10 protein-coding genes, 1 tRNA gene and 3 pseudogenes are annotated in these 16,540 nt (G+C 64.8%); 12 read left to right on the plus strand and 2 right to left on the minus strand.

Features of this window, described 5'->3' with window-relative positions; genetic code table 11:
* The first annotated feature begins 17 nt into the window (after positions 1 to 17).
* The 9 genes and pseudogenes from Y694_RS13745 (at position 18) to rpoC (ending at position 12,473) form a co-directional block, all read left to right on the plus strand.
* Positions 18 to 93 (plus strand) — tRNA-Trp (locus tag Y694_RS13745).
* 132 nt (positions 94 to 225) lie between these two features.
* Positions 226 to 609, plus strand: a complete 384-nt coding sequence (gene secE / locus Y694_RS13750; RefSeq protein WP_011831031.1) for a preprotein translocase subunit SecE — start codon at positions 226 to 228, stop codon at positions 607 to 609.
* A 17-nt stretch (positions 610 to 626) separates the two neighbouring features.
* Positions 627 to 1,205 (plus strand): transcription termination/antitermination protein NusG, encoded by a 579-nt coding sequence (gene nusG, locus Y694_RS13755; RefSeq protein ID WP_011831030.1) that lies wholly within the window; start codon positions 627 to 629, stop codon positions 1,203 to 1,205.
* Between the two features lie 164 nt (positions 1,206 to 1,369).
* Positions 1,370 to 1,801: a 50S ribosomal protein L11 gene (gene rplK, locus Y694_RS13760; protein ID WP_011831029.1), complete on the plus strand. Its 432-nt coding sequence runs from the start codon at positions 1,370 to 1,372 to the stop codon at positions 1,799 to 1,801.
* A 1-nt stretch (position 1,802) separates the two neighbouring features.
* Positions 1,803 to 2,495: pseudogene (rplA, locus tag Y694_RS13765) on the plus strand (50S ribosomal protein L1); the annotation flags it as partial.
* A gap of 317 nt (positions 2,496 to 2,812) precedes the next feature.
* Positions 2,813 to 3,337: a 50S ribosomal protein L10 gene (rplJ, locus tag Y694_RS13770; protein ID WP_011831027.1), complete on the plus strand. Its 525-nt coding sequence runs from the start codon at positions 2,813 to 2,815 to the stop codon at positions 3,335 to 3,337.
* Positions 3,338 to 3,373: 36 nt separating this feature from the next.
* Positions 3,374 to 3,751, plus strand: a complete 378-nt coding sequence (gene rplL / locus Y694_RS13775) for a 50S ribosomal protein L7/L12 (RefSeq protein WP_011831026.1) — start codon at positions 3,374 to 3,376, stop codon at positions 3,749 to 3,751.
* 346 nt (positions 3,752 to 4,097) lie between these two features.
* Positions 4,098 to 8,224 (plus strand): annotated as a pseudogene (gene rpoB / locus Y694_RS13780) (DNA-directed RNA polymerase subunit beta).
* Positions 8,225 to 8,236: 12 nt separating this feature from the next.
* Positions 8,237 to 12,473, plus strand: a pseudogene (gene rpoC / locus Y694_RS13785) (DNA-directed RNA polymerase subunit beta').
* A gap of 45 nt (positions 12,474 to 12,518) precedes the next feature.
* On the opposite strand, the gene Y694_RS13790 reads toward rpoC, so the two are convergent.
* Positions 12,519 to 13,004: a putative toxin-antitoxin system toxin component, PIN family gene (locus Y694_RS13790; protein ID WP_081771294.1), complete on the minus strand. Its 486-nt coding sequence runs from the start codon at positions 13,002 to 13,004 to the stop codon at positions 12,519 to 12,521.
* 245 nt (positions 13,005 to 13,249) lie between these two features.
* Between Y694_RS13790 and rpsL the strand changes: the two genes are divergently transcribed.
* From rpsL to fusA, 3 genes are all read left to right on the plus strand, one after another.
* Entirely contained in the window at positions 13,250 to 13,627 is a 378-nt protein-coding gene (rpsL, locus tag Y694_RS13795) for a 30S ribosomal protein S12 (protein ID WP_011831022.1), read from the plus strand.
* A 137-nt stretch (positions 13,628 to 13,764) separates the two neighbouring features.
* Positions 13,765 to 14,235, plus strand: a complete 471-nt coding sequence (rpsG, locus tag Y694_RS13800; RefSeq protein WP_011831021.1) for a 30S ribosomal protein S7 — start codon at positions 13,765 to 13,767, stop codon at positions 14,233 to 14,235.
* 74 nt (positions 14,236 to 14,309) lie between these two features.
* A complete protein-coding gene (fusA, locus tag Y694_RS13805) occupies positions 14,310 to 16,412 on the plus strand; it encodes an elongation factor G (RefSeq protein WP_011831020.1) in 2,103 nt (700 codons plus the stop codon).
* Here the strand turns inward: fusA and Y694_RS25920 are convergent.
* Positions 16,355 to 16,540 (minus strand): hypothetical protein (locus tag Y694_RS25920; protein WP_231497692.1); only part of this gene is annotated, 186 nt, incomplete at its 5' end. The genes fusA and Y694_RS25920 overlap by 58 nt on opposite strands.

The following is a 16,540-nucleotide window of genomic DNA, read 5'->3' on the forward strand; positions in this document are numbered from 1 at the left end:
CATTTCAAGGGTTGCGTAGGGGTATAGCTCAATTGGCAGAGCGTCGGTCTCCAAAACCGAAGGTTGGGGGTTCGATTCCCTCTGCCCCTGCCACGCATCGCCCGGAGTCCGACAGGCACTGATCGAATCGAACGCACATGCCGGCGCGCAGCGGCCCGCAGGGAGTCTACGGACCCCGCGGGCCTTGCTGCTGTAGGGCAGCCCTCGTGATCGAACCGAAGCAAGATGAACAACCCAACCGTCGAAACCGTTTCCACCGGCGCTGACAAGGCCAAGCTCGCCGCCGCGGGCTTGCTGGTCGTCGCCGCGGTCGCCGCGTTCTACCTGCTCGGCAAGCAGGACCTGTGGCTGCGCGTGGCCGCGCTGCTGGGACTGATGGTCGCCGGCGTGGCCGTGTTCTTCACGGCCGAGCCGGGCAAGGCGCTGGCCGGCTTCGGCCGGGACTCGGTCCGTGAACTGCGCAAGGTCGTGTGGCCAAGCCGCAAGGAAGCGATCCAGATGACGGGCTATGTGTTCGCCTTCGTGTTCGTGATGGCGCTGTTCCTGTGGCTGACCGACAAGACCCTGGAGTGGGCGCTGTACGACTTGATCCTGGGTTGGAGGCGCTGAAAGGCGCGAGGTTGAACATGAGCGAAGTCCAGACCCCAGCCACCACCGACGCCGTACCCGCCAGCCCGCTGCGCTGGTACGTGGTGCATGCCTACTCCGGCATGGAGAAGGCCGTCGAACGCAACCTGCGCGAACGCATCGACCGTGCCGGCATGCAGGCCAAGTTCGGCCGCATCCTCGTCCCGACCGAGGAAGTGGTCGAGATGAAGAACGGCAAGAAGGCCGTGACCGAGCGCCGCTTCTTCCCCGGCTACGTGCTGGTCGAGATGCTGATGGACGATGAGTCCTGGCATCTGGTGAAGCACACCTCCAAGGTCACCGGCTTCGTCGGCGGCGCGAAGAACCGCCCGGCGCCGATTTCCGAGGCCGAGGTGATGAAGATCGTGCACCAGATGCAGGAAGGCATCGAGAAGCCGCGCCCCAAGGTCGAGTGGGAAGTGGGCGAACTGGTGCGCGTCAAGGAAGGCCCGTTCACCGACTTCAACGGTGCCATCGAAGAAGTCAACTACGACAAGTCGAAGGTGCGCGTCTCGGTGACGATCTTCGGCCGCTCGACGCCGGTGGAACTGGATTTCCACGAGGTCGAGAAGGTCTGATGCATTCAGCCCCGATGGCGGGGCGGCGCGCCGCAAGGCAGGCGCCAGACGCCATCCGTTGCTGCCGGTGACGTGACATCGGTGTGAGGAGCCCGGGTAACCAGTCCCTGGCGTTTGCACTCGACCTCCAGCGCAGGCCGCGAGGGAGGTTCTAGGAGAAACACATGGCCAAGAAGATTGTCGGCTTCATCAAGCTGCAAATCCCGGCCGGCAAGGCGAATCCGTCGCCCCCGATCGGTCCCGCGCTGGGTCAGCGCGGCCTCAACATCATGGAGTTCTGCAAGGCGTTCAACGCCCAGACCCAGTCGATGGAACCCGGCCTCGTGCTGCCGGTGGTGATCACCGCGTTCGCGGACAAGAGCTTCACCTTCGTGCTGAAGTCGCCGCCCGCCACGGTGCTGATCAAGAAGGCGATCAAGCTCGACAAGGGCTCGTCCAAGCCGCACACCGACAAGGTCGGCAAGATCACCCGGGCCCAGCTCGAGGAGATCGCCAAGACCAAGACCAAGGACCTGACGGCGGCCGACCTGGACGCTGCGGTCCGCACCATCGCGGGCACCGCCCGCTCGATGGGCGTCACCACGGAGGGTGTCTGACATGGCCAAGCTCACCAAACGCCAGAAGGCCCTCGAGGGCAAGGTCGACAGCCTGAAGCTGTACGCGATCGACGACGCCTTCAAGATCGTGCGTGACTGCGCGACCGCGAAGTTCGACGAATCGATCGACGTGTCCGTGCAACTCGGCATCGATGCGAAGAAGTCAGACCAGGTGGTCCGCGGCGCCGTCGTGCTGCCCAACGGGACCGGCAAGACCAAGCGCGTGGCGGTGTTCGCCCAAGGCGCCAAGGCCGAGGAAGCCAAGGCCGCCGGCGCCGACGTGGTCGGCATGGAAGACCTGGCCGAACAAGTCAAGGCCGGCAACCTGAACTTCGATGTCGTGATCGCGTCGCCGGACACGATGCGGATCGTCGGTACGCTGGGCCAGATTCTGGGCCCGCGCGGCCTGATGCCGAACCCGAAGGTCGGTACCGTGACGCCCGACGTGGCCACCGCAGTGAAGAACGCCAAGGCCGGCCAGGTGCAGTTCCGCGTCGACAAGGCCGGGATCATCCACACGACGCTGGGCCGCCGCTCGTTCGACGGCGACAAGCTCAAGGGCAACCTGCAGGCGCTGATCGAGGCGCTCAACAAGGCCAAGCCGGCGACCAGCAAGGGCATCTACCTGCGCAAGGTCGCGGTGTCGTCGACCATGGGTGTCGGCGTGCGCGTGGACGTGGCGTCGATCAACGCCGCCGCGCAGGCTGATACATCGGACAAGGGTCTCGCGAGTGTCTGGCGCGAGATCCGGCTGAATTGGTGGGTCGTGCCGGTGAGCCTCTCGGGGCAATCCGGCGCGGGCCGTCAAAGACCGTTGGTGCGGCGCGAGCCGCCTAAATGAGTCGCCGGCCGAAGGGTCGGCGACGAAGCCAGCGCAGATGGCGATCCCGCTGAACGGGCATGGCCGTCGAGGACGAAGCGATTCGTGATCGGCGGGGTCCTGGACAGAAGGTCGCTGAAGTGGGTGCCGCGGACCGCAAGGCCCGGGGCGCATAAGCAAAGGAGTGGACCTTGAGTCTGAATCGCAACGAGAAAGAAGCCGTCGTGGCGCAGGTGTCGGCCCAGGTGGCCAAGGCACAGACGCTGGCGCTGGCCGAGTACCGCGGACTCACGGTGGAACACTTGAACGCGCTGCGCAAGCAGGCGCGCGAGAAGGGCGTCTATCTTCACGTGCTGAAGAACACGCTCGCTCGCCGTGCCGTCGCTGGCACCTCGTTCGAAGTGGCCGCCGGGAGCATGGCTGGCCCGCTGATCTACGGCTTCTCCGAAGACGCCGTGGCAGCAGCCAAAGTCATCGCGGACTTCGCCAAGGGCAACGACAAGCTGGTGATCAAGGCCGGCGCCTATGCCGGCAAGGCCCTGGACGCCGAGGGCGTGAAGGCGCTGGCATCGATCCCGAGCAAGGAAGTGCTGCTGTCGCAGCTGCTGGGACTGATGCAGTCGCCGGTCTCGCGCATCGCGCGCGTGCTGGCCGCGCTGGCCGAGCAGCGAGGTGGGTCGGCGGAAGCCGCGCCCGCCGAGGCTGCCGCCGCCTGATCTTCATTCAATTTCAACGCATATCTAGGAACCAAAATGGCATTCGATAAAGACGCATTCCTGACCGCCCTCGACAGCATGTCGGTGATGGAGCTCAACGAGCTGGTCAAGGCCATCGAAGAGAAGTTCGGCGTGTCCGCCGCCGCGATGGCCGCCCCGGCTGCCGGCGGTGGTGGTGGCGCCGCTGCTGCGGTGGAAGAGAAGACCGAGTTCAACGTCGTTCTGCTCGAGGCCGGCGCGAACAAGGTGTCGGTCATCAAGGCCGTGCGCGAACTGACGGGCCTGGGCCTGAAGGAAGCCAAGGATCTGGTCGATGGCGCGCCGAAGAACGTGAAGGAAGCGGTGGCCAAGGCCGACGCCGAAGCGGCTGTGAAGAAGCTGGTGGAAGCCGGCGCGAAGGCCGAGCTGAAGTAATCCGACGAGGCGCACGGGGCTGGGTGCCGGATCGGCCCCAGCCTTTTGCGCTTCCTGGAGCGATCCCTCTCATTAGCCCTTGGGGGGTGTCAGAAAGATCCTCGAGGTCATAATCGAGGGTTTCTCCGAGGGCCGTGAGCACCTGGAAGTCTCCCTTGGGGGTTTCCAAGTGTTCTCTGAAACGACTGCAGGGAACCGGTTTGGTCGGGCTGGGGTGCAATGCCCTGGTTGTCCGCCAGCGGCTGGTAGTGGCCAGCCACCAAGCAGCAGACGCAAGGTCTGCGTCGCCAGTCGCCGAAAGAGTGTCGCCTAGGCCGGGCGGCGCTCATTCGACACGGAGTGATCAATGGCGCAAGCAACCCCCTACAGCTACACCGAGCGCAAGCGCATCCGGAAGAGTTTCGGAAAGCGCGAGAACGTCTTGGGCGTGCCCTATCTGCTGACGATGCAGAAGGATTCCTACGTCGCCTTCCTGCAGAAGGACGTGCCGCCCCAAAAGCGCAAACCGGAGGGCTTGCAGGCCGCCTTCCTCTCCGCCTTCCCGATCGTCTCGCACAACGGGTTCGTGGAGATGAAGTACATCGAGTTCAACATGGCCAAGCCCGCGTTCGACACGCGGGAATGCCAGCAGCGCGGCCTGACCTACGCCGCCGCGGTGCGCGCCAAGCTGCAGATGATCATCTATGACCGCGAAACCTCGACCTCGCAGTCGAAGGTGGTCAAGGAGATCAAGGAGCAGGAGGTCTACATGGGTGAAGTGCCCCTGATGACCGACTACGGCTCCTTCATCGTCAACGGCACCGAGCGCGTGATCGTTTCGCAGCTGCATCGCTCGCCGGGCGTGTTCTTCGAGCACGACAAGGGCAAGACCCACAGCTCGGGCAAGCTGCTGTTCAGCGCCCGCATCATTCCCTACCGCGGCTCGTGGCTGGACTTCGAGTTCGACCCGAAGGACATCCTGTACTTCCGCGTCGACCGCCGTCGCAAGATGCCGGTGACGATCCTGCTGAAGGCCATCGGCCTGAACCCGGAGCAGATCCTCGCGAACTTCTTCGTGTTCGACAACTTCCGCCTGATGGACTCGGGCGCGCAGATGGAGTTCGTGGCCGACCGGCTGCGCGGCGAGATCGCCCGCTTCGACCTGACCGACAAGGCGGGTGCCGTGATCGTCGAGAAGGACAAGCGCATCACGGCGCGCCACACGCGTGCGCTGGAAGCGTCGGGCACCAGCTTCATCAGCGTGCCGGAAGACTTCCTCGTCGGCCGCGTGCTGGCGAAGAACATGGTCGATGCCGACACCGGCGAGATCATCGCGAAGGCCAACGACGAACTGACCGATTCGCTGCTGAAGAAGCTGCGCACGGCCGGCATCAAGGACATCCAGTGCCTGTACACGAACGAGCTCGACATGGGCGCGTACATCTCGCAGACGCTGGCCTCCGACGAGACCGCCGACGAGCTGGCCGCTCGCGTGGCGATCTACCGCATGATGCGCCCCGGCGAGCCGCCGACCGAGGACGCGGTGCAGGCCTTGTTCAACCGCCTGTTCTACAGCGAGGACACCTACGACCTGTCGCGCGTCGGGCGGATGAAGTTCAACGCCCGCGTTGGGCGTGACACCGCCGAAGGCCGCATGGTGCTGGCCAACGACGACATCCTCGACGTGGTCAAGATCCTGGTCGAGCTGCGCAACGGCCGCGGCGAGGTGGATGACATCGATCACCTCGGCAACCGCCGCGTGCGCTGTGTTGGTGAGCTGGCCGAGAACCAGTACCGCTCGGGTCTGGCGCGCATCGAGAAGGCCGTGAAGGAACGTCTCGGCCAGGCCGAGACCGAGGCGCTGATGCCGCACGACCTGATCAACTCCAAGCCGATCTCCGCGGCGCTGAAGGAGTTCTTCGGGGCGAGCCAGCTGTCGCAGTTCATGGACCAGACCAACCCGCTGTCCGAGATCACGCACAAGCGTCGCGTCTCGGCCCTGGGCCCGGGTGGCCTGACCCGCGAGCGCGCCGGTTTCGAGGTGCGCGACGTGCACCCGACCCATTACGGCCGCGTCTGCCCGATCGAGACCCCGGAAGGTCCGAACATCGGCCTGATCAACTCGCTGGCGCTGTACGCCCAGCTCAACGAGTACGGGTTCCTCGAGACGCCGTACCGCCGCGTGATCGACAGCAAGGTCACCGACCAGATCGACTACCTGTCGGCCATCGAGGAAGGCAAGTACGTCATCGCGCAGGCCAATGCCGGTCTCGACAAGGACGGCAAGCTGATCGACGAGCTGGTGTCGGCCCGCGAGAGCGGCGAGTCTGTGCTGACCTCACCCGAGCGCATCCAGTACATGGACGTGGCGCCGACGCAGATCGTGTCGGTGGCGGCCTCGCTGGTGCCTTTCCTCGAACACGACGATGCGAACCGCGCGCTGATGGGCGCGAACATGCAGCGCCAGGCCGTGCCGGTGCTGCGCCCCGAGAAGGCCTTCGTCGGCACCGGCGTCGAGCGCGTCTCGGCGGTCGACTCGGGCACGGTTGTCACGGCCAAGCGCGGTGGCGTGGTCGACTACATCGACACTAACCGCATCGTGATCCGCGTCAACGACGCGGAAACGGTGGCGGGCGAGGTCGGCGTCGACATCTACAACCTGATCAAGTACCAGCGCTCGAATCAGAACACCAACATCCACCAGCGCCCGATCGTCCAGCGCGGTGACCAGGTGGGTGCCGGCGACGTGATCGCCGACGGCGCGTCGACCGACATCGGTGAACTGGCGCTCGGCCAGAACATGCTGGTCGCGTTCATGCCCTGGAACGGCTACAACTTCGAGGACTCGATCCTGATCTCGGAGCGCGTGGTCGCCGACGACCGCTATACCTCGATCCACATCGAGGAACTGGTGGTGATGGCGCGTGACACCAAGCTGGGCTCGGAGGAAATCACCCGCGACATCCCGAACCTGTCCGAGCAGCAGCTCGGCCGGCTCGACGAGTCGGGCATCGTCTACATCGGCGCCGAGGTGAACCCGGGCGACGTGTTGGTCGGCAAGGTCACTCCGAAGGGCGAGACCACGCTGACGCCGGAAGAGAAGCTGCTGCGCGCGATCTTCGGCGAGAAGGCGTCCGACGTGAAGGACACCTCGCTGCGCGTGGACCAGGGCACCAACGGCACCGTGATCGATGTGCAGGTGTTCACCCGCGAAGGCATCCAGCGCGACAAGCGCGCCCAGCAAATCATCGACGACGAGCTCAAGCGCTTCCGCCTGGACCTGAACGACCAGCTGCGCATCGTCGAGGCCGACGCCTTCGACCGGATCGAGAAGCTGCTGGCCGGCAAGACGGCCAATGGCGGTCCGAACAAGCTCGCCAAGGGCACGCCGATCGACAAGGCCTACCTGGCGAGCGTCGACAAGTACCATTGGTTCGACATCCGCCCGGCGGACGACGACATCGCCAACCAGCTCGAGTCGATCAAGAACTCGCTCGAGCAGACGCGCCACAGCTTCGACCTCGCCTTCGAGGAGAAGCGCAAGAAGTTGACGCAGGGCGACGAACTGCCGGCCGGCGTGCTGAAGATGGTCAAGGTCTACCTGGCCGTCAAGCGCCGCCTGCAGCCGGGCGACAAGATGGCTGGCCGCCATGGCAACAAGGGCGTGGTCTCCAAGATCGTTCCGGTCGAGGACATGCCGTACATGGCCGACGGCACGCCGTGCGACATCGTGCTCAACCCGCTGGGCGTGCCGTCGCGGATGAACGTCGGACAGGTGCTGGAAGTGCACCTGGCTGGGCCGCCAAGGGCATCGGCCAGCGCATCGGCGACCTGCTCCAGCAGGAGGCAAAGATCGCCGACGTGCGCAAGTTCCTCGACGAGCTGTACAACAAGTCGGGCGGCAAGTCGGAGGGCCTGAGCGGCCTCAGCGATGCCGAGATCACCGAAATGGCGACCAATCTCGCGCAGGGCGTGCCGTTCGCGACGCCGGTGTTCGACGGCGCCACCGAGGAGGAGATCCGCGCGATGATGCACCTCGCCTATCCGGACGAGATCGCCGCGGCCAAGGGGCTGAACGCCACCCGCACTCAGGCGACGCTGCACGACGGCCGCACCGGCGACGCCTTCGAGCGTCCGGTCACCGTGGGCTACATGCACGTGCTGAAGCTGCACCACCTGGTCGACGACAAGATGCATGCGCGTTCCACCGGCCCGTACTCGCTCGTCACGCAGCAGCCGCTGGGCGGCAAGGCGCAGTTCGGCGGCCAGCGTTTTGGCGAAATGGAAGTCTGGGCGCTGGAAGCCTATGGCGCGAGCTATGTGCTGCAGGAAATGCTGACCGTGAAGTCGGACGACGTGAACGGCCGCACCAAGGTGTACGAAAGCATCGTCAAGGGCGAGCACGCGATCGAGGCCGGCATGCCGGAGTCGTTCAACGTGCTGGTGAAGGAAATTCGTTCGCTCGGCATCGACATCGAGCTCGAGCGCAACTAAAGGAGAAGATGCATGAAGGGACTACTCGACCTTTTCAAGCAGTTCACCCCGGATGAGCATTTCGATGCCATCAAGATCGGCCTGGCGTCCCCGGAGAAGATCCGGAGCTGGTCGTTCGGCGAGGTGAAGAAGCCCGAGACCATCAACTACCGTACCTTCAAGCCGGAACGCGACGGCTTGTTCTGCGCCAAGATCTTCGGACCGATCAAGGACTACGAGTGCCTGTGCGGCAAGTACAAGCGCCTGAAGCACCGCGGCGTGATCTGCGAGAAATGCGGCGTCGAGGTCACCCAGACCAAGGTGCGCCGTGACCGCATGGGCCACATCGATCTGGCCGCGCCCTGCGCGCACATCTGGTTTCTGAAGTCGCTGCCGTCGCGCCTGGGCCTGGTGCTCGACATGACGCTGCGTGACATCGAACGCGTGCTGTACTTCGAGGCCTACGTGGTCGTCGACCCGGGCATGACCGAGCTGAAGAAGTTCTCGATCATGACCGAGGACGACTACGACGCGAAGAAACAGCAGCACGGCGACGAATTCGTCGCGCTGATGGGCGCCGAGGGCATCCAGAAGCTGCTGGCCGAGATCGACCTCGACGTCGAGATCGAGCGCCTGCGCGGCGACATGACTGGCTCCGAGCTCAAGGTCAAGAAGAACTCGCGTCGCCTGAAGGTGATGGAGGCCTTCAAGAAGTCGGGCATCAAGCCGCAGTGGATGGTGATGAACGTGCTGCCGGTGCTGCCGCCGGACCTGCGTCCGCTGGTGCCGCTGGACGGCGGGCGCTTCGCCACGTCCGACCTGAACGATCTGTACCGCCGCGTCATCAACCGCAACAACCGCCTGGCCCGCCTGCTCGAACTGAAGGCGCCGGAGATCATCGTGCGCAACGAGAAGCGCATGCTGCAGGAGGCGGTGGACTCGCTGCTCGACAACGGCCGCCGCGGCAAGGCGATGACGGGCGCGAACAAGCGCGCCCTGAAGTCGCTGGCCGACATGATCAAGGGCAAGAGCGGTCGCTTCCGCCAGAACCTGCTGGGCAAGCGCGTCGACTACTCGGGCCGTTCGGTCATCGTGGTCGGCCCGACGCTCAAGCTGCACCAGTGCGGCCTGCCCAAGCTGATGGCGCTCGAGCTGTTCAAGCCCTTCATCTTCTCGCGCCTGGAAGCCATGGGCATCGCCACCACCATCAAGGCGGCGAAGAAGGAAGTGGAATCGGGCACGCCGGTGGTCTGGGACATCCTTGAAGAAGTCATCAAGGAACACCCGGTCATGCTGAACCGCGCGCCGACGCTGCACCGCCTGGGCATCCAGGCGTTCGAGCCGGTGCTGATCGAGGGCAAGGCGATCCAGCTGCACCCGCTGGTCTGCGCGGCGTTCAACGCCGACTTCGACGGTGACCAGATGGCCGTCCACGTGCCGCTGTCGATCGAGGCGCAGATGGAAGCCCGCACGCTGATGCTGGCCTCCAACAACGTGCTGTTCCCGGCCAACGGCGAACCGTCGATCGTGCCGTCGCAGGACGTCGTGCTGGGTCTGTACTACGCGACCCGCGACCGCATCAACGCCAAGGGCGAGGGCCTGATCTTCTCCGACGTGGTCGAGGTGCAGCGCGCGCTCGACAACGGCCAGGTCGAGATCACCGCGAAGATCGCCGTGCGCCTGACCGAGTGGACCAAGGACAAGGAGAGCGGCGAGTTCGTGCCGGAGTCCAAGCTGGTCGACACCACGGTCGGCCGTGCGCTGCTGTCGGAGATCCTGCCCAAGGGCCTGCCGTTCGCCAACATCAACAAGGCGCTGAAGAAGAAGGAGATCTCGCGGCTGATCAACACCTCCTTCCGCAAGTGCGGTCTGAAGGAGACGGTGGTGCTGGCCGACAAGCTGCTGCAGAGCGGCTTCCGTCTGGCCACGCGCGCCGGTATTTCGATCTCGATCGACGACATGCTGGTGCCCAAGCAGAAGCACGACCTGATCGAGCGCGCCGAGAAGGAAGTCAAGGAGATCGAACAGCAGTACGTCTCGGGTCTCGTGACGGCCGGGGAGCGCTACAACAAGGTCGTCGACATCTGGGGCAAGACCGGCGACGAGGTCGGCAAGGTCATGATGGCCCAGCTGTCCAAGCAGAAGGTCGAGGACCGTCACGGCAAGCTGGTGGACCAGGAGTCGTTCAACTCCATCTACATGATGGCCGACTCCGGTGCGCGCGGTTCCGCCGCGCAGATCCGCCAGTTGGCCGGCATGCGCGGCCTGATGGCCAAGCCGGACGGCTCGATCATCGAGACGCCCATCACGGCGAACTTCCGTGAAGGCCTGAACGTGCTGCAGTACTTCATCTCCACCCACGGCGCCCGCAAGGGCTTGGCGGACACGGCGCTGAAGACCGCGAACTCCGGCTACCTGACGCGCCGCCTGGTCGACGTCACACAGGATCTGGTGGTGACCGAGGACGATTGCGGCACTGACGCCGGCATCGCGATGCGCGCGCTGGTCGAGGGCGGCGAGGTCATCGAGTCGCTGCGCGACCGCATTCTCGGCCGCGTGACGGCCATCGAGGTGCTGCATCCAGAGACCCAGCAGGTGGTCGTGCCGGCCGGACTGATGCTCGACGAGGACACGCTCGACATCGTCGAGGCGGCTGCCGTCGACGAGGTGAAGGTCCGCACGCCGTTGACCTGCCATACGCGCTTCGGCCTGTGCGCCAAGTGCTACGGCCGCGACCTCGGTCGCGGCGGGCTGGTGAACGCCGGCGAGGCGGTGGGCGTGATCGCCGCGCAGTCGATCGGCGAGCCCGGCACGCAGCTGACGATGCGCACCTTCCACATCGGTGGCGCGGCGTCGCGTGCCGCGGTGGCCTCCAGCGTCGAGGCGAAGTCCGATGGTCACATCGGCTTCAACGCGACGATGCGCTACGTGACCAACGGCAAGGGCGAATTGGTGGTGATCTCGCGTTCCGGCGAGATCATCATCTCCGATCAGCACGGCCGAGAGCGCGAACGCCACAAGGTACCGTATGGCGCGACGCTCAACATCAAGGCCGACCAGCAGGTCAAGGCCGGCACCGTGCTGGCCAACTGGGATCCGCTGACCCGGCCGATCATCACCGAGTTCGCTGGCAAGGCGAAGTTCGAGAACGTGGAAGAGGGTGTCACCGTCGCCAAGCAGGTGGACGAGGTGACGGGCTTGTCGACGCTGGTGGTCATCGACGAAGCGCCGTGGCGCAGCCAAGGTGGTTCGCCCGCAGGTGAAGCTGCTCGACGCAGCCGGGAACGAGGTGAAGATCCCCGGTACCGACCACTCGGTGACGATCGGTTTCCCGATCGGCTCGCTGGTGCAGATCCGCGACGGTCAGGACCTCGCCCCGGGCGAAGTGCTGGCCCGCATCCCGGTCGAAGGCCAGAAGACGCGCGACATCACCGGCGGTCTGCCGCGGGTGGCCGAGCTGTTCGAGGCCCGCACGCCCAAGGACAAGGGCACCCTGGCCGAGATGACCGGGACCGTGTCGTTCGGCAAGGAGACCAAGGGCAAGGTGCGCCTGCAGATCACCGACCCGGACGGCAAGGTCTACGAAGAGCTGGTGCCGAAGGAGAAGAACATCCTGGTGCACGAAGGCCAGGTGGTCAACAAGGGCGAGTCCATCGTCGACGGCCCGGCCGATCCGCAGGACATCCTGCGACTGCTGGGGATCGAGGAGCTGGCGCGCTACATCGTCGACGAGGTGCAGGACGTCTACCGCCTGCAGGGTGTGAAGATCAACGACAAGCACATCGAGGTGATCGTTCGCCAGATGCTGCGCCGCGTGCAGATCGTCAACCCGGGCGACACGCACTACATCCTGGGTGAGCAGGTCGAGCGCGCCTCGATGCTGGACACCAACGACAAGATGCGCGCCGAAGGCAAGATGATCGCGACGCATGCCGACGTGCTGCTGGGTATCACCAAGGCCTCGCTGTCGACCGACTCGTTCATCTCGGCGGCGTCGTTCCAGGAGACCACGCGCGTGCTGACCGAGGCGGCGATCATGGGCAAGCGCGACGAACTCCGTGGTCTGAAGGAGAACGTCATCGTCGGCCGTCTGATCCCGGCCGGGACCGGCCTGGCCTTCCACCGGGCCCGCAAAGCCAAGGAGGAAATGGACGACGCCGAACGCCGCTCGATCGCTCTGCAGGAGGCTGAGGAGCAGGCCCTGCTGGCGCCTGCGACGACCGCCGAGGCTGTGGTGGGCGAGGAGCCGGCGCCGCCCCCGGCGCAGTAGTTGGGGTTGCGCAGCGACTGCAAGGGCGGCTTCGGCCGCCCTTTTTCATGAGCGGCTCGTCGCGGTGGGGCGGTTAGCTTCAGCGGCAGCCTCGGCGCTGACGGTCATGCTGGCCTGCCAATGAGTGGGTGTGAGTACACGCAAACCAGTTGGCGCGGCGCGCCGTGCCAGCTTGAGCAGCGCCCGATCCCGGGTCAACAGCCAAGTGACGTGGCGCGCCAATGCGAGATCGATGAACATCTGGTCGTCGGGGTCCGTGCAGCGCAGCGAACAGCCCGGGACGGTGTCAGTGTCTACCTGGGCCCAACGCGCCCAGGCGGCCTCAAGGCGGGCGACATCAGGCGACCACGCGCTCAGGCTGGGGCTTGCGAACAGCCGCCGGTGCTCGAGCAGCATCGCGGGTGTGGCGATCCAGCGGAGCGTGCCGCACTCGATTGCCCGCCCGAAGGCAGCGCCCGGGTCCTGGAAAACGAGCCAGTCCAAGATCGCATTGGTGTCGATGACCGCGCTGGGCGGAGGGGCTGCTGTCATGGAGAAGGGGGAGAGGCGACCGACGGAGGCAGGCCCTCTTGCTTGCGGGCAATGTTCGACACGAATATACTGTCAGGCTTTTCGGCAGATTCTGCTGCGCTCTTTGCTGGGCGACCTGCGCCGCGCTTCCTGAACCGTCCTCGCTCGAGGGCCCAGGCGCGCATCCCGGGTTGGTTCCGTCTGGAGGCGTCGCGCATGACACCGGAAGACCTGAACCAGTAACTTCAAACGGGAACAAGTTACCCATGCCAACCATCAACCAGCTCGTGCGCCACGGTCGCCAGACCGAGGTCACGAAGTCGAAGTCGCCTGCGATGCAGGGCGGCCCGCAGCGTCGGGGCGTCTGCACGCGCGTCTACACCACCACGCCGAAGAAGCCGAACTCGGCGCTCCGGAAGGTCGCCAAGGTGCGCCTGACCAACGGGTTCGAGGTCATCTCGTACATCGGCGGCGAAGGCCACAACCTGCAGGAGCACAGCGTGGTGCTCGTGCGCGGCGGCCGGGTCAAGGACTTGCCGGGCGTGCGCTACCACATCGTGCGCGGTTCGCTCGATCTGCAGGGTGTGAAGGACCGCAAGCAGTCGCGCTCCAAGTACGGCGCGAAGCGCCCGAAGAAGGCGTAAGACTGCGCCAGAGGATCGTCGGCCGCGAGGCCGATGTCGGATGGCCCGCCGCAGGCGGGTCGAGTAAGTGGGTGGCCCCGGTGTGTGGCTGCCCGAGGCGCCCGAACGGCGCCGACTGAAGCACAGAAGGAAGAGAAATGCCCCGTCGTCGCGAAGTACCCAAGCGCGAGATCCTGCCGGACCCGAAGTTCGGCAACGTCGATCTCTCGAAGTTCATGAACGTGATCATGGAATCCGGCAAGAAGGCCGTGGCCGAGCGCATCATCTACGGCGCCCTCGAGACCGTCGAGAAGAAGGCCAACCGTGATCCGCTCGAGGTCTTCATCACCGCGCTGAACAACGTGAAGCCGATGGTCGAAGTGAAGTCTCGCCGTGTCGGCGGTGCGAACTACCAAGTTCCCGTGGAAGTTCGCCCCGTTCGTCGCATGGCGCTGGCGATGCGCTGGCTCAAGGAGTCGGCTCGCAAGCGCAGCGAGAAGTCGATGGCCCAGCGTCTCGCGAATGAACTGCTCGAGGCCTCGGAAGGCCGCGGCGGCGCAATGAAGAAGCGCGATGAAGTTCACCGCATGGCCGAAGCCAACAAGGCGTTCTCGCACTTCCGCTTCTAAGTCTCTTTTTGGTCCCCGGCCGCTCTTCGGGTTTGTACGAACCCGCGAGCGGCCCCTGTATTTGGAGTCACACCATGGCCCGCAAGACCCCCATCGAGCGCTACCGCAACATCGGTATCTCTGCGCACATCGATGCCGGCAAGACCACCACCACCGAGCGCATCCTGTTCTACACCGGCGTGAACCACAAGATCGGTGAAGTGCACGATGGTGCGGCGACCATGGACTGGATGGAGCAGGAGCAGGAGCGCGGCATCACGATCACGTCGGCCGCCACCACCTGTTTCTGGAAGGGCATGGAGCTGGCCTTTCCCGAGCACCGCATCAACATCATCGACACCCCGGGGCACGTCGACTTCACCATCGAGGTGGAGCGCTCGATGCGTGTGCTCGATGGCGCCTGCATGGTTTACTGTGCCGTGGGCGGCGTGCAGCCGCAGTCGGAGACGGTCTGGCGCCAGGCCAACAAGTACAAGGTGCCGCGCCTGGCGTTTGTCAACAAGATGGACCGCACCGGTGCGAACTTCTACAAGGTCTATGACCAGATGAAGGTTCGCCTGAAGGCGAACCCGGTGCCCATCGTGCTGCCGATCGGTGCCGAGGAGAACTTCACCGGTGTGATCGACCTCATCAAGATGAAGGCGATCATCTGGGATGAAGCCTCCCAGGGCATGAAGTTCAACTACGAGGACATCCCCGCTGACCTGCAGGCCGAGTCGCAGAAGTGGCGCGAGAACATGGTCGAGGCTGCGGCCGAGGCCAGCGAAGAGCTGATGAACAAGTATCTCGAATCGGGCGAACTGACCGAGGCGGAGATCAAGTTCGGCATCCGCACGCGCACGATCGCCGCCGAGATCCAGCCGATGTTCTGTGGCACCGCCTTCAAGAACAAGGGCGTGCAGCGCATGCTCGACGGCGTGATCGACTTCATGCCGTCGCCGATCGACATTCCCCCGGTTCCCGGCCATGACGACGACGACAAGGAAGTGGTTCGTCGTGCGGCCGATGACGAGAAGTTCGCCGCGCTGGCTTTCAAGCTGATGACCGACCCCTACGTCGGCCAACTCACCTTCGTGCGCGTCTATTCGGGTGTGCTGAAGTCCGGTGATTCGGTTTTCAACCCGATCCGAGGCAAGAAGGAGCGCATCGGGCGGATCCTGCAGATGCATGCCAACCAGCGCGAAGAGATCAAGGAGATCCTGGCCGGCGACATCGCGGCCTGCGTGGGCCTGAAGGAAGTGACCACGGGCGAGACGCTGTGCGATCCGGACGCGATCATCACGCTCGAGAAGATGATCTTCCCCGAGCCGGTGATCTCGCAGGCCGTTGAGCCCAAGACCAAGGCCGACCAGGAGAAGATGGGCATCGCCCTGGGTCGTCTGGCTCAGGAAGACCCGTCGTTCCGCGTGCGCACCGATGAAGAGTCCGGCCAGACCATCATCTCCGGCATGGGCGAGCTGCACCTGGAAATCATCGTCGATCGCATGAAGCGCGAGTTCGGCGTAGAGGCCAACGTCGGCAAGCCGCAGGTTGCCTACCGCGAAACCATCCGCAAGCCGGTGTCGGACATCGAAGGCAAGTTCGTTCGCCAGTCGGGCGGCAAGGGCCAGTACGGCCACGTCGTGCTGAAGATCGAGCCGCAGGAGCCAGGCAAGGGTTTCGAGTTCGTCGACGCCATCAAGGGTGGCGTGGTGCCGCGCGAGTTCATCCCGGCGGTCAAGAAGGGCGTCGAAGATTCGCTGCCGAACGGCGTGCTCGCGGGCTTCCCGGTGGTGGACGTGAAGGTCACGCTGACCTTCGGTTCGTACCACGAGGTCGACTCGAACGAGAACGCCTTCAAGATGGCCGCGTCGCTGGGCTTCAAGGACGGCTGCCGCAAGGCCTCGCCGGTCATCCTCGAGCCGATGATGGCCGTGGAAGTCGAGACACCGGAAGACTACGCCGGCAACGTCATGGGCGACCTGTCGTCCCGTCGCGGCATGGTGCAGGGCATGGACGACATGCCGGGCGGTGGCAAGGCCATCAAGGCCGAGGTGCCGCTGTCGGAGATGTTTGGCTACTCGACCACGCTGCGCTCGATGTCGCAGGGCCGCGCCACGTACACGATGGAGTTCAAGCACTACAGCGAAGCGCCCAAGAACGTGGCCGACGCGATCATCACGTCGCGCGCGAAGTAAAAGCGCTGAGAAAACAAGCCGGTCTTCTGTGAGGTGCCGCCTGCTGCCAGTGGCAGGTGAATCCGCTCCCCGCCGGAGACCTTAAACCGAACACTGGCACTGTTCTTTATCTGGAGATTCTGAAATGG

It is taken from the genome of Methylibium sp. T29-B, from assembly GCF_000576225.1.
GTDB lineage: Bacteria > Pseudomonadota > Gammaproteobacteria > Burkholderiales > Burkholderiaceae_C > Methylibium > Methylibium petroleiphilum.

What these genes read in the sequence shown, in the direction of transcription:
- rpsG (WP_011831021.1), top strand. Translation starts at nt 13,765, where the DNA reads ATGCCCCGTCGTCGCGAAGTACCCAAGCGCGAGATCCTGCCGGACCCG.
- rpsL (WP_011831022.1), top strand. Translation starts at nt 13,250, where the DNA reads ATGCCAACCATCAACCAGCTCGTGCGCCACGGTCGCCAGACCGAGGTC.
- secE (WP_011831031.1), top strand. Translation starts at nt 226, where the DNA reads ATGAACAACCCAACCGTCGAAACCGTTTCCACCGGCGCTGACAAGGCC.
- Y694_RS13790 (WP_081771294.1), bottom strand. Translation starts at nt 13,004, where the DNA reads ATGACAGCAGCCCCTCCGCCCAGCGCGGTCATCGACACCAATGCGATC.
- fusA (WP_011831020.1), top strand. Translation starts at nt 14,310, where the DNA reads ATGGCCCGCAAGACCCCCATCGAGCGCTACCGCAACATCGGTATCTCT.
- rplK (WP_011831029.1), top strand. Translation starts at nt 1,370, where the DNA reads ATGGCCAAGAAGATTGTCGGCTTCATCAAGCTGCAAATCCCGGCCGGC.
- nusG (WP_011831030.1), top strand. Translation starts at nt 627, where the DNA reads ATGAGCGAAGTCCAGACCCCAGCCACCACCGACGCCGTACCCGCCAGC.
- rplL (WP_011831026.1), top strand. Translation starts at nt 3,374, where the DNA reads ATGGCATTCGATAAAGACGCATTCCTGACCGCCCTCGACAGCATGTCG.